The sequence below is a fragment of the Paenibacillus sp. EPM92 genome, assembly GCF_016586185.1.
Lineage (GTDB): Bacteria > Bacillota > Bacilli > Paenibacillales > NBRC-103111 > Paenibacillus_G > Paenibacillus_G validus.
In genome coordinates this window covers 1-12,126 of the sequence record NZ_BCPS01000093.1, presented here as the reverse complement: position 1 = coordinate 12,126, position 12,126 = coordinate 1, and the positions used below count along the sequence as shown (strand labels likewise).

14 protein-coding genes and 1 pseudogene are annotated in these 12,126 nt (G+C 55.5%); 8 read left to right on the top strand and 7 right to left on the bottom strand.

The annotated features are described in order from the left end of the window. The first annotated feature begins 93 nt into the window (after window positions 1–93). Window positions 94–330: a YebC/PmpR family DNA-binding transcriptional regulator gene (locus tag JMF85_RS23330; RefSeq protein WP_155614752.1), complete on the top strand. Its 237-nt coding sequence runs from the start codon at window positions 94–96 to the stop codon at window positions 328–330. Between the two features lie 138 nt (window positions 331–468). Here the strand turns inward: JMF85_RS23330 and JMF85_RS23325 are convergent, their stop codons facing one another. The 6 genes from JMF85_RS23325 to JMF85_RS23300 all read right to left on the bottom strand — a co-directional run bounded on the left by JMF85_RS23325 (window position 469) and on the right by JMF85_RS23300 (window position 7,158). Then, the gene (locus JMF85_RS23325; RefSeq protein WP_054796812.1) at window positions 469–1,137 is read right to left on the bottom strand and encodes a nitroreductase family protein; all 669 of its coding nucleotides are present in this window, start codon (window positions 1,135–1,137) and stop codon (window positions 469–471) included. 117 nt (window positions 1,138–1,254) lie between these two features. Continuing rightward, entirely contained in the window at window positions 1,255–2,337 is a 1,083-nt protein-coding gene (locus tag JMF85_RS23320; RefSeq protein WP_141333805.1) for an efflux RND transporter periplasmic adaptor subunit, read from the bottom strand. A gap of 24 nt (window positions 2,338–2,361) precedes the next feature. Continuing rightward, window positions 2,362–3,735 (bottom strand): ABC transporter permease, encoded by a 1,374-nt coding sequence (locus tag JMF85_RS23315; protein ID WP_201318998.1) that lies wholly within the window; start codon window positions 3,733–3,735, stop codon window positions 2,362–2,364. Then, on the bottom strand, window positions 3,732–4,424 hold the full coding sequence (locus tag JMF85_RS23310; RefSeq protein ID WP_054796813.1) for an ABC transporter ATP-binding protein: 693 nt from the start codon (window positions 4,422–4,424) through the stop codon (window positions 3,732–3,734). Before JMF85_RS23310 ends, JMF85_RS23315 begins: the two co-directional genes overlap by 4 nt. A gap of 176 nt (window positions 4,425–4,600) precedes the next feature. Further along, entirely contained in the window at window positions 4,601–5,788 is a 1,188-nt protein-coding gene (locus JMF85_RS23305; protein WP_230876123.1) for an MFS transporter, read from the bottom strand. Continuing rightward, entirely contained in the window at window positions 5,785–7,158 is a 1,374-nt protein-coding gene (locus JMF85_RS23300) for a hypothetical protein (RefSeq protein ID WP_054799235.1), read from the bottom strand. The genes JMF85_RS23305 and JMF85_RS23300 overlap by 4 nt, the downstream gene beginning before the upstream one ends. A gap of 173 nt (window positions 7,159–7,331) precedes the next feature. On the opposite strand from JMF85_RS23300, the gene JMF85_RS23295 reads away from it, so the two are divergent. The 4 genes from JMF85_RS23295 (at window position 7,332) to pfkA (ending at window position 10,438) form a co-directional block, all read left to right on the top strand. After that, window positions 7,332–7,649 carry a hypothetical protein gene (locus JMF85_RS23295; protein WP_054796814.1) on the top strand — a complete coding sequence of 106 codons (318 nt, stop codon included), beginning with the start codon at window positions 7,332–7,334 and terminating at the stop codon, window positions 7,647–7,649. Between the two features lie 56 nt (window positions 7,650–7,705). Beyond that, the gene (locus tag JMF85_RS23290) at window positions 7,706–8,311 is read left to right on the top strand and encodes a hypothetical protein (protein WP_141333803.1); all 606 of its coding nucleotides are present in this window, start codon (window positions 7,706–7,708) and stop codon (window positions 8,309–8,311) included. Then, a complete protein-coding gene (locus JMF85_RS23285; RefSeq protein WP_127606141.1) occupies window positions 8,298–9,374 on the top strand; it encodes a tetraprenyl-beta-curcumene synthase family protein in 1,077 nt (358 codons plus the stop codon). The genes JMF85_RS23290 and JMF85_RS23285 overlap by 14 nt, the downstream gene beginning before the upstream one ends. Before the next feature lie 98 nt (window positions 9,375–9,472). Next, window positions 9,473–10,438: a 6-phosphofructokinase gene (gene pfkA / locus JMF85_RS23280; protein WP_127606139.1), complete on the top strand. Its 966-nt coding sequence runs from the start codon at window positions 9,473–9,475 to the stop codon at window positions 10,436–10,438. A gap of 173 nt (window positions 10,439–10,611) precedes the next feature. Here the strand turns inward: pfkA and JMF85_RS23275 are convergent, their stop codons facing one another. Next, window positions 10,612–11,070, bottom strand: coding sequence for a peroxiredoxin (locus tag JMF85_RS23275; protein WP_127606137.1), 459 nt, complete (start codon window positions 11,068–11,070; stop codon window positions 10,612–10,614). A gap of 193 nt (window positions 11,071–11,263) precedes the next feature. Between JMF85_RS23275 and JMF85_RS23270 the strand changes: the two genes are divergently transcribed. The 3 genes and pseudogenes from JMF85_RS23270 to JMF85_RS23260 form a co-directional block, all read left to right on the top strand. Then, window positions 11,264–11,470: a DUF3906 family protein gene (locus JMF85_RS23270; RefSeq protein ID WP_054796818.1), complete on the top strand. Its 207-nt coding sequence runs from the start codon at window positions 11,264–11,266 to the stop codon at window positions 11,468–11,470. Window positions 11,471–11,602: 132 nt separating this feature from the next. Continuing rightward, window positions 11,603–11,806 (top strand): annotated as a pseudogene (locus tag JMF85_RS28580) (hypothetical protein); the annotation flags it as partial. After that, on the top strand, window positions 11,791–12,126 hold a 336-nt coding region (locus tag JMF85_RS23260), incomplete at its 3' end, for a uracil-DNA glycosylase (RefSeq protein ID WP_397376007.1). The pseudogene JMF85_RS28580 and the gene JMF85_RS23260, both read left to right, overlap by 16 nt.

Here is a 12,126-nt window from a genome sequence, read left to right as displayed (position 1 = left end):
TTGTATATAGATACCTGGACAAATCTTTGACCCACCCGCGGCAGCTGGTGTAAACATAAATGTGATATTTTGAGCGATAGGGAGCGTTAGGATATGCCCAAGTTTACGCACCCGCATGAATTCGAGAAGGTGAAGACCGCGCTGGAGGCGCAGGGACTGCAGTTTGCCGAAGCCTCGGTCAGCTGGATTCCGCAGAACACGATCAAGGTAGAAGGCGAAAATGCCGAAAAGCTGCTCAAAATGATGGACTCGTTCGACGATCTGGACGATGTGCAGGACGTTTATTCGAATTACGAAATGGACGAGGAAGAAATGGCCAAGATCGGCTAAAGGTTCGCGTTATCGCGTTATAGAAACTCCCCCGAACATCCAAGGATGAGCGGGGGAGTTTTTGTCATGGGCTGTCGGGCCTTGAACTTCTGGAGATCCTGCGCAACGAGGCGCACCAGCGTTAATAGCGCGTATCGTTTAATCGACGATACGGAGAATATCGTCCACCGGCTTGCGGGGCAGCCGGGCCGGACGCTCCAGCGGATGGCCGAGCGCGATAACCATATTGATTTGACATTCGGGCCGGATGTCCAGGTACGTGCGGAGCCTGTCTTGCGCGAGCAGCACTGGACCGGTCATCGGACAAGTGGCCAGCCCGCGGGCGTGAGCCGCAAGCATCAGGTTTTGCGAAGCGAGGCAGCTGCTCTTGATGCCTTCTTCGTCCCATACATGGTCCGGGACTAAGTGAACCGGATCGAAGATGCGCTCGCGGAATTTGGATTGGTAAGGAGTCGCGAGACACACGATGAGCACGGGAGCGTCGGAGAAGGCCGTGGCGTAAGGTCCGAACGACTTGGTCAGCAGCCGGGCTTCCTTAGACAGGCCGCGCTGCTCCGCCTCGGAGGCGCGCTTGTGCAGCTCTTCCCATGTGATAGCTTCGATCTCCTTGATTTTGTTGCGGTTCGTGACGGCAATGAATTCCCACGTTTGCGAGTTCGTATCGCTTGGAGCATACCGCGCGCAATCGATCAGCTCCTTAATATCTTCAACGGAAACCGGTTCGTCCGAGTATTTGCGGACGCTTCGACGGTCTAACAAAATTTCCTTGAAATCTTCATAGGCAAGCACACGGGTCGCTTCAGTCATCTTTCATCATCCTCTTTCGTGTTTAACAGACAAGCACCACAAATTTAGTACTTGGTGCTAAAAGCTACACTCATTATACCGGGAGACTAAAGAAATAACAACCGCCGTTCAGCCTTTTTACGGAATGACGACGGTGTCGCCTTCCTGAAGACCGCTGACAATTTCCGTTTTCTCCGGCGTTTCCACGCCGATTTTGACGGTTCTGCGCTCGAGTTCGCCTTGTGCCGTTTCCATCATCACATAATATTCGTCTTTCTCCCGCTGTACGGACAAGGTCGGGATGACCAATACGCCGGTTTTCTTATCGGTTTGAATGGAGGCGGTCAAGCTCAGACCCGCGATAAGCCGCTCGTTCGGTTCGAGCGAAATGACGACCTCGAACTGAGCGGCACTCCCGGACGCGTCCGAGGCGCTTTTGGCGAATTTGGACAGCCGTTCGACTTTGCCCTGCAGCTTCAGCCCCTTCAAGGCGTCGACGCGCACCTCTACGGGCAATCCTTCGCTAAGCCGGAACAGATCGAACTCGCCGACCATACAGATGAGCTGGAGCTTCGACAGATCGACGATTTTGCCGATCCGCTCGCTTTCTTTCACGGACTTCGGTTCCTTCGTGCTATCGAATAAGAAAATGCCGTCTTCCGGCGCGGTAAACTGCGAAGACTTAAGCTTCTCGATCTTCTCGGTTAACTGCGTTCGTCCATGCTCCAGATTTAACCGGTTGATTTCCTCTTGGATTTTGCGGCTTTCGTTCTGCGCGAAGCGCTGCTTGGCGTCGGCTTCGGAAATGCCCGTCGAAGCGTCGCCGCTTCCTATCGTCGCTTGAAATTCACCCAAACGGATATCGAGCTCCTGCTTGCGGGCGGACGCCTGAAGCTCGGCGATTTCATTGCGCAGGTCCGTATCGACGAGCTGGAAGAGCAGGTCGCCCTTTTTCACCTGTTGGCCTTCCTTCACATTCCACGATTTGACATCGGCGGCGAAGGGGGCATTGATGTACGTTTCCTGCTGATACGATGATTTGCCTTTGACCTCGACGCTGCTGGCCAAATCTTCGCGGGTCACTTTGAATTTAAGCGCATTCGTCGTTTGCATCGCCGCCTGCTTCGATTTGTCGGCCGGTCGGCTTTGCCAGAACAATAAACCTGTCACCCCGAGGACAAGCACGGTGGCGATGGCGATGATCCATTTTTTCTTTTTCATGGCAGCATGACTCCTATAACGTGATTAATCCCGTTTGATCGCAGTTAACGCATCGGTGCGGGATGCCTTGACAGCCGGATAAATGCCGGACAGCACACCGGTCATAATGGCGAAGAACAAGCCGAGCGGCAAAATCCACAGACTGATGAACAAAATCTCTTCGCTGCCGGATCCGCCCGAAAAACGCATGATGACGATATTGATCGCCCAGACGACCCAATACGAGAGCAGAATGCCGACCAGCCCGCCAAGCAGTCCGAGCAACGCGGATTCGACCATGAACATGTTGCGGATTTGCCTCAGATTCGCCCCGAGCACTTTCATGATGCCGATTTGTCTGCGCCGCTGGTAGGTTGACATCGTCATTGCGACGACGATCGAAATCGAGGCGACGAACAGGATAAACAAGCCGGCCCCGCCAAACACGATTCGTACGATCATAAGCTCGGACTGTATCCGCTCTTCCCGGTACAGGTTCGTCTGCACATCAAGCTTGAGCTTCTTCAACAGCTCCTCCACTTCTTTGACGTGGGAGCTGTCGGTCACTTTTACTTTCACTTCGTCGTAATCGGCTGTTGTCGCGGGTTGTCCGCCGCTGTTCGGCCTTTCTTGACCACCGTTCATTAACGCCTGCGCCTCGGACAATCGTTTGCCGAGCGCGGGTGAGACATAGGCGATCTTCTGATTCGAGACGATGTCGTCCGACATGCCCTCGGGCTTCTTCAGAATGCCTACGACACGTACAGGAATGGAGACGCTCTCCCCGCTGCTCGCTCCGAAGCCTTGCGGCACAAGCGTAATCAGCTTCTGGTACATGGGATAGGCGAGCGTCCGCTGTTCGCGCCAGGCTTGCATCGCTTCGCGTTCGTTCTCGTAGTTTCGTGTTCTCGACACTTGTTCGTCCTGCAGTCCCATCGTCGCCCCGTAGCTGAGGATGATCGTATTCTCGAGGTCGGACGGGCCGCCTTGCTGGAGCTCGATGCCGAAATCGTCAAGCGTGTCCAGCTCGGTTGCGTAAATTTCGTTCAAGTACCCCTTCTTGTTATCGAGCTCCAATTGAAACCCGTGTAACGTCCGATAGGTCGACAGCGCCTTCATATGCGGGAAGCTGCGAATCAGATCGATTTTGCTCTGGGTCAGCTCGTAGGGCTTGGACGCGTTCGGATCGCCGTCCGGCGCCCCGGTTTCCGGACCGCTGCCGGAGCGGACGGAAATTTCGTCCGATTTCAGAAAATCGTACATCCGCGCCTTGCTGAACTGGTTGATCGATTCGCCGAACGAGAGGGCGACAATGATCGAAGCCGAGCCGATGGCGATTCCCATCGCGCATAAAGCGGTGACGACGATCCGGCGCTTGAGCTGATCCCAGCCGAGCTTGATGTAGTCGGTCAGCTTCATCCGGTTTCACCCGCCCATGCGCCGTCTTCGACGAGGCGTCCGTCCCGCAGTTGAATGACCCGCTGGGCGCGGCGGGCCACCTCGAGCTCGTGCGTGACAATGACGAACGTAATGCCCAGCGTTCCGTTCAGCTCGATCAGCAGGTCGATGATCTCCTTCTCGGTTTTCGTATCCAGGTTCCCGGTGGGCTCGTCGGCAAACACGATGGCCGGCTCGGTCACCAGGGAACGCGCGATGCTTACCCGCTGCTGCTGGCCGCCGGACAGCTGGGACGGGAACATTTCCGTTTTCTCGCCGAGTCCGACCTTCGTCAGCAGCGACACCGCTTTGTCCCGGCGCTCCTTTGGTTTCACAGCTTGAAATACGAGCGGCAGCTCGACATTTTCCCGTACCGTCAAATGAGGAATCAGTTCGTACGATTGAAAAATAAAACCGATATGCGAACGCCGAAATTCGGCGAGCTGATTTTCGCTCATTTTCTCGATCGGGCTGCCGTCGATGAGGATGCTGCCGGTTGTCGGTTTCATCAGGCCCGCCATGAGATTGAGCAGCGTCGACTTGCCCGAGCCCGAACTGCCGAGCAGCGCGACCATTTCGCCTTTGGCGATGTGGAAATCGATTTCATGGAGCACCGGCGTAGCTTCTACGCCGTTCTTGAAGCTGTGAGACAACTGATTGACCGCAAGCACATAACCCCTCCGTTACTTATAGTTCTACCTCTGAGTATGACGGATGATCTTTCCAGAACGTTGCACGTTGTACCGGTTCTTAAGAAATCTTTAAGAAGTGAGTTTCGCCGCACCAAAAAGCCGCCCGGGTTCGCTCGACTTATTAGACGAACGAAGGGGCGGCGAATCCTGCATAGTCAGGCTTGAAAATCGCGGGCGCCGTTCGCACCGGTGCTCCGGGCGTGAAGGACGAGAAAGCAAATCATCGCTACGAACGCGAGTCCCGATCCGAAGGCATACATCGTCTGCGGGCTGAAGTCGTTAAAGATCCAGCCGCCGATCGTACCGCTAAGCAGCCCGGCGACCCCCGACCAGATGACGGCGAACACGGCTTGTCCGCTTGCCCGGTATTGATCGGGAATGACCATCTGGATGTACCGGATCGCCGTGAACAGGAAGATGCCGAATGACACCGAATGCATCAATTGCGTTACGATGACCCAGAGAGGGTTGTCGATCCAGCTCATCATCAGAAAGCGGATGCCGTACACGAGGCTGCAAACCGCCAGCAGCGGCAGCTCTTTATATTTGTGACCGTATTTGCTAAGCAAGAAAAAAGCGGGTACTTCGCTGAGGGCGGAAGCCACCCACGACCAGCCGATGAGGGAAGGGCTCGCTCCGAGCTCCTGCATGTATAAGACCAGGAAGCCGTCATTGAGCCTGTGCGCGGTAGCTACTATGAGCAGCGTCACCAGGAAGGCCAGGAACGGCCGCGAAGCGACTATCGGGACGAAGCCCGAGAAGTCGGGCTTCTTGATTTGCGGGTCGCGTGCGTCCTTCAACAGGAAGGCCAGCAGCAGCGAAATGATCAGCACCCCGACCGTCAGCACCGGCGTTAAGGTTGCACCGTAATATTTCAACAGCTGTCCGAAGCCGAGCGCCGCAGCGGCGAACCCGATCGAGCCCCATACCCGGTAGGAGGCATAGCTTTTGCGGGTTCCGCTGACCGTTAACAGAATCAAGCTGTCGTTCAGCGACATCATCGGCTGCTGGAAGAAAAAGAAGACAGCCATCAGGGCAATCGTTAACGCGAAGGCATCCGTCCGGAACACGAGCAGGGAGATCGCGAGCTGGCCGATGACGATCAGGATGAGCACCTTGCGGATCGTCCGGTACTTGTCGCTCATCATGCTCCAGAACAGGTTGGCGACGATGCCGACCAGCGGCCCGACGGAGTACAGCAGACCGATTTGTATGGTGGTGTATCCTCTGTATTGAAAGTAAAGCGGGAAATACGAAGTGATGATGGCGATCATCATAAAAAAGGAAAACGTAAAGCTTCGTAAGACCAGATCATTGCGCCTCATGGGCGATTCCGCAGTCATGAGCGTCCACTCGATTCTGTGTTAATTTTGTCCGCTGTCCGTGTGTTCGGTCCGATGCTTCCCGGAACCGTCCGATCGCGGGCCGCTGCACGCAGGACCTGCCAGACGACGGCCGCTTCGGCCGCGAGTCCCAGCGATTGCGCCAGCGCTCCGATCATCCCGTTCCAGCCTGGCGTCATGAACACGCAAACGACTAAGGTTAACAGGGTTATGCACACGTTTGCAGCTTGTGACCATACCATCGTTTTCGTTTGGCCGCTCAGCATTAACAGCCCGTTGCCGTAATCGAGCCATGGAAAAACCAGCGTCAACAGCGTAAATACGCGAAGCGTTGACAGAGAAGCGTGCATCAGCCGCTCGTTCACGCCCATCACCTGCTCCATGAACCAGGGTCCGATGTCCGTGTAGGAAAGCAGGGAGAGCAGCAGCGTCGGAATTAACGACAGCATCAAGGCGAAGCGCAGCACTTTCCGCGCATCTTTGCGGTAAAAGTTCAAGACGATCTGATGCGTGTAGGAGAAGAAACTGGTCACCAGGTTCGTCACGCTGGCGGCGATGGCAAATGCGGCGATCGCTAACTGAATATCGCTTGTTTTGCCCAGAAATGCATTAATGGCTGGCACCGACACGACTGCAATGACGGACGAATAGAGCAGCGGCTTGAAAAATCTGAATATTTGCGACGGCTTTTCAATCGGATGGTCGGGCTTCTTTTCCGGAATGTGGCGCTTCAGCAGCGACCGGCCCTCCCATATGCTGACGGCAGCCTCGATCACCATGCCGACAAGGAAGATGATGGCGCCGACTTTGCCGCTTGTTACGCCGGTGCGGATGAAATAAAGCGAGACGAGGTACATGCCGATAAGCCGGATCAGCATGCCGATTGTCAGCCACTTGGTACGCATATTGAAAATGATGACGCCGTGAAACAAGCAGCGCAGCCCCGAGAAAATGCTGACGAACATAAGGATGCGAAATACATCCATCATCGGTTCAATCAACGTCGGGTCCGCTCCGAACAGGCGGGCGAACACCCACGGACCTGCCGGGGTATAGCTTAGGATGGCCCCGAGCGCGAGAATAGTGCCGAGCACATAGAGGCTCACAACGGACATCGCCCGGAAGGAGATGCGGTCGCGAACCAGGGTAGAGCATGTTTGCCGGAGCAGTACGGCCGGTTTCTCGGTGATGCCGAGAATGCTCATCGGCAGGGCGTAGCTGGCGATGATGATTTCCGGATTGGCCGATCGCGCCAGCGTGCTGTTAATAATGACATGGGAGATGGTAACTAGGCTCGCCGATATGCCGAGCGGCAGGAAGAAGGCTAACAGCTGGCTGAACGTTACGCGTTGGTGCTCGGATTCATTCATAGCAGCCCCTCTTTTCACACAGTCCCCACATTATACCACGAACCCTGAAAATGGAGGAGAAAAATTTCGTTCCCTACTGGAACGAAGGTCTTGTTTCTGATACATTAATAGAATAAACTGTGAGTGCCTCTTGCAGGTCCGGGTTTAAAAGCTTACAAGGTGGTGCACCTCGCATGACCGATGTTTTTGTATGGGACGAACGGCTCGGCATTCCGCTGCCTCAGCTGAAGAAAGACTTCGAGGATTACTCGAAACGGGAGCAAGCCGAGCTGCTGCTGCGCTGGGAAGAGATCCGCGGAACGATTCCCGACCGGGTCAAACAAATCGAACGGATCATTATCGTGAAGCAGGACCAGTTGAATGTGGAAGACGACTTTGCAACCTCCTGCAGGCTGAACAGCGAAATCGCAGAACTTGCGAGCACGATCAATGAGCTTCATTTATGGTTCCGTGTCAATCAAGATATGGATGCCCGTGCGGCGCATCATTAAATGTAGAGACGAATTCAAGACGATAGACGCCATTAACCCCGGGAGGTTCGCGTAACGTGAGTTGGACAGAAAGCCTCGGCCGGATCGCAGCGCAGCTGACGAGCCATCGGCCTTCCTTGTACCCGACGGAGGAACTGGACGACTTGGCGGATTTGAAAATCTCCAAGCTGTCCACGGACGGATTCGAAGGCGAACGCCGCAGCTTCGCGCTTGCCGTGAAGGCTGGGCTGCATCTATTTAATGAAAGCCTGGATCATTCGCACAACCTTTCGCAAGACATCCATACGCCTGAAGGTAGCTACTGGCACGCCCTCATGCATCGGATGGAGGGGGATTACCCGAATGCAGACTACTGGTTTCGGATGGCCGGCGGTCATCCCGCTCATCAGGAGTGGTCCGATCGGATCCGGGAGCGGCTTGCTGCGTTCGTGTGGGATGATATCGGAAATCCCTCCTTTCGGGCCGCTTTCGAACAATGGTCGGCGGACGGGCGCTTCGAGCCGGCAGGCTTCAACCGGCTTATCGAAATGCAGGTGACGCGCACGAGAAATGAACGCGTGGAACAATTGCTGATCGAGCTTCAATGGGAAGAGATGCGGGCGCTGCTGCAGCACTGCTACGCGTTAAGCGGCGGAGGAGGGGATTTGTTTGAACCCCGGTAGCTCCAAAGCGGCCGTTCCGAACGGGCCTTTTCGTTTAGTCTCGAGGGTGTACCGCTACGTCCTGCCGGGCGTACGTGAACAGCTGGGTTATTGGCGCGATCGAGCCGAAACGATACCCGATCCCGAGCTGCGGAAGCAGGCCATCGACAGCATGACGGCGAAGGAATTTCACTGTATCGGAGGCGCAGTCTATGCGGCGGCTCATCCCGCGATGCGTCATGTGCTGATTCCGCTCATCGTCGCTTTCCAAACGATCAGCGACTACTTGGATAATTTGTGCGACCGCAGCACTTCGCTTGACCCGGACGATTTCCGCCGGCTGCATCAATCGATGCTGGACGCCGTCGATCCGTCCGAGCCGCTCCACGAATATTACGAATTCCGGACGGAGCGCGAAGACGGGGATTATTTGAACGATTTGGTCAAAACGTGTCAAGCCTCACTCCGCTTACTGCCGGCTTATCCGCTCGTGGCTGCCTCGGTTCGCGAACTGGTCGGGCTGTATTGCGATTTGCAGGTGTACAAGCACATCCGCAGAGAGCTGCGCGAGGAGGCGCTGCTCACCTGGTGGGAACGTCACAAGAGCCGCTTCCCGGCCATTCAATGGAACGAATTTGCCGCGGCGACGGGTTCGACGCTCGGGGTGTTTATGCTGTTTCTGGCGGCTTCGGAATCGCGCTTGCAGGCGGACACGGTACAGCGCATTCATGAGGCGTACTTTCCGTACGTCTGCGGGCTTCACATTTTACTCGATTATTTGATCGATCAAGAAGAAGATTTGTCCGGCGGTGATTTAAATTTTTGCAGCTACTATGCGAACATGGATGCCACGGTCGAACGAATCGCCGTGATCGTCGAGGAGGCGAAGCGCCATTCGCAGCTGCTGGAGCATCCGGCTTTCCACCGGATGATTATCGAGGGGCTGCTGGCGTTATATTTGTCCGATCCGAAGGTCAGCAAGCAGCAGGAGGTTAAGCGTATCTCCCGCCGTTTGATGAAAGGCAGCCCGTGGATGCGGCTGTTCTTCCTCGTGAACAGCGTCTGGATTCGCAGGACCACGTAGCGGGAGCGGACAGCGCCACAGCGATGTAAGACCAACCTAAGATGCCAATGTTTTATATTTATAGAGATAATAAGGGCAGCGACAAGGAGGAAACCATCATGACAGTAAAAAAAATTGCCGTTCTCACGAGCGGCGGCGACTCGCAGGGAATGAACGCGGCGGTTCGCGCCGTCGTACGTAGCGGGCTGTTTCACGGCCTGGAAGTGTTTGCCGTACAGCGGGGATATGCCGGACTTATTAATGACGATATCCGGGAAATGGATTTGCGGAGCGTCGGCGATATCATTCAACGGGGCGGAACGATTCTGCAAACCGCCCGCTGTAAGGAGTTTATGACGCCGGAAGGGCAGCAGCTCGGTGCAGACAACTTGCGTAAGCGGGGGATTGACGGTCTCGTCGTGATCGGCGGAGACGGATCGTACCAAGGGGCGAACAAGCTGAGCAAGCTTGGAATCAAAACGATGGGTCTTCCGGGTACGATCGACAACGATATTCCGTTCACCGATTTCACGATCGGCTTTGACACAGCGGTCAGCATCGTCGTTGACGCCATCAACAAGCTGCGCGATACGATGAGCTCTCACGAGCGTTCGTCGGTCGTGGAAGTCATGGGCCGCCACTGCGGCGATATCGCGCTGTACGCGGGACTGGCCAGCGGGGCGGAGACGATTCTCGTACCGGAAGTGCCGTTTGACCTGGACGAAATTTCGAACCGGATGGCCGAAAATTTCGCACAAGGCAAACGTCATAGTATCGTCATCGTCGCAGAGGGTGTCTGTAAGGGCGAGGTCATTGCCCAGGAAATTACGAAGCGCAACGGCATAGAACCACGCGTTACGGTGCTCGGGCACATTCAACGCGGCGGCGCGCCTACGCATAACGACCGGATTCTGGCAAGCAGCCTCGGCGATTTCGCCGTGCGGAGCTTAATCCAGGGCGAATCCGGCAAAGCATGCGGCGTGATTAAGGGCCAGCTGACGCTGACCGATATCGATAAAGTGGTGCACACGAAGAAAGAATTTGATATGGATTTGTATGAGCTGACGAAACGTTTATCGCAATAATAGCGGCTTGCCTTACAAGGGCTTCTTTCCCGGAAAGAAGCCTTGTTTGTTCAGGTGGAGCCTCGCCGCCTGCCGAAGATTTGCCTCATGGTTTCCCCGTTATTTGAAGCGGAGGCAAGCTTACGCAACTGCCGTATGCGGACCCGCTTGTTCGATGGAGGAAGAAGAGGGGGCTAGCCGCCCCTTCTTGCTCGCTCCGACCGAAGCGCATTTAAAATTTCGTGCGTCGGCCGGTTGCCTTTCGCTGCATAGAACACTTTGCCATCGGCGCCGATGACAAATACGATTCGCTGCTGACCGAGCAATCCGAACAACGTTTGCTCGACATCGTACGCTTGCCGAATCGATTCGCCTTCGTCCGTGACCAGCGGGAAATCGTAGTTGAACTTATTCGCGAATCGGCGGTGCTCCTCCAGGGTGCCCGGGTTGATGCCGAGCACGAGCGCATCAAATTCGGCGTACTGCGCTTTCGAATCGCGTACGGCACAAAGCTGCTTCGTACAAATGGGCGTTTCGTCCTTCGGGTAAAAGATGAGAACGATCGGCCGACGGCCTAAATCTTCGTCGAGACGGATCGTGCCTTGCGTGCTTTCCGCAGTAAATGCGGGAGCCGGTGTGCCGACTGCCAGCATGTGTTGTTCCTCCATTTCCTGCGAAACTAGAATGGAAATCTTGTCTCATCCCTCATTGTAACGGATGAAGCTAACCGGCCGCAATTCGGGTGGCTGCGCCGCCGCCGGAGCAACCCTCCTTGGTCTTGCCAAAGCCTGGCGAATCCGGTAGGATGGGAGAGCAAGCTATGCCCGGAGAACGGAGGGATCATCGATGTACTTATACAATATGGAAATTGAATTGCAGGACCGGCAAATCCGCTTGGTGGTGTTGGCCGAACGGGACGAAGAAGCCTTCGACCAGATTGAAGGGCTGCTGGCCCGGTTTTACGTGAAAACGCCGGAGGTGCTAGAGGCCGCTATCGTCGAGAAGAAACGAGCGACCAGAGGCGCAGGCTTCGTAATGGACTTGCAAGCCTAAACCGTATGTTGTGGTAAAGCCGCTTCCGTTTTACAGTAAAGATACCCGAGTCTAACGGCGCTCATGTGAACGAGCTAAGGCAAGGATTGCCCGCCGCCGACGGCATCGTATTGGCGACGGCCGGAATATTGGGGCAGCTTGTCCGGCGCGTGGAAGAATGTGCTTGACTTTGTCGGCTTCGACCATTTCGACGGCAAGCCTGGGTTATCCGTTAGTTCAGCCGGAGGACGCCAAAACCCGAGCAAGGGTAGAGCGGCCTGTCGGCTATTTCGTTCATTGGCTCGTGCGGCTCACGAAACACAGATAAGGGAGAGGGAATCGTGGCAGCGATCCTGACGAACGATTGGGCCGATTTATTGGCCGACGAATTTAAACAACCGTATTATTTGGAGCTGCGGGAGTTTTTGAAGCGGGAATACGCTTCGCGCACCGTATATCCGGACATGCACGATCTGTTTAACGCTTTACACTTTACGGCATATGCCGATGTGAGGGCCGTCATCCTGGGGCAGGATCCGTACCATGGGGCGGGTCAGGCTCACGGTCTCAGCTTCTCCGTCAAGCCGGGCATTCCTGCGCCGCCTTCGCTGCAGAACATGTTGAAGGAGTTGCGGGACGATCTGGGCTGCCCTTTGCCCGATAACGGGTATTTGGTG

Excerpts from the sequence above, each read along its gene's own strand:
- JMF85_RS23330 (WP_155614752.1), top strand. The coding sequence starts at position 94 with ATGCCCAAGTTTACGCACCCGCATGAATTCGAGAAGGTGAAGACCGCG.
- JMF85_RS23325 (WP_054796812.1), bottom strand. The coding sequence starts at position 1,137 with ATGACTGAAGCGACCCGTGTGCTTGCCTATGAAGATTTCAAGGAAATT.
- JMF85_RS23315 (WP_201318998.1), bottom strand. The coding sequence starts at position 3,735 with ATGAAGCTGACCGACTACATCAAGCTCGGCTGGGATCAGCTCAAGCGC.
- JMF85_RS23270 (WP_054796818.1), top strand. The coding sequence starts at position 11,264 with ATGTACTTATACAATATGGAAATTGAATTGCAGGACCGGCAAATCCGC.
- JMF85_RS23300 (WP_054799235.1), bottom strand. The coding sequence starts at position 7,158 with ATGAATGAATCCGAGCACCAACGCGTAACGTTCAGCCAGCTGTTAGCC.
- JMF85_RS23320 (WP_141333805.1), bottom strand. The coding sequence starts at position 2,337 with ATGAAAAAGAAAAAATGGATCATCGCCATCGCCACCGTGCTTGTCCTC.
- pfkA (WP_127606139.1), top strand. The coding sequence starts at position 9,473 with ATGACAGTAAAAAAAATTGCCGTTCTCACGAGCGGCGGCGACTCGCAG.
- JMF85_RS23295 (WP_054796814.1), top strand. The coding sequence starts at position 7,332 with ATGACCGATGTTTTTGTATGGGACGAACGGCTCGGCATTCCGCTGCCT.
- JMF85_RS23275 (WP_127606137.1), bottom strand. The coding sequence starts at position 11,070 with ATGCTGGCAGTCGGCACACCGGCTCCCGCATTTACTGCGGAAAGCACG.
- JMF85_RS23305 (WP_230876123.1), bottom strand. The coding sequence starts at position 5,788 with ATGACTGCGGAATCGCCCATGAGGCGCAATGATCTGGTCTTACGAAGC.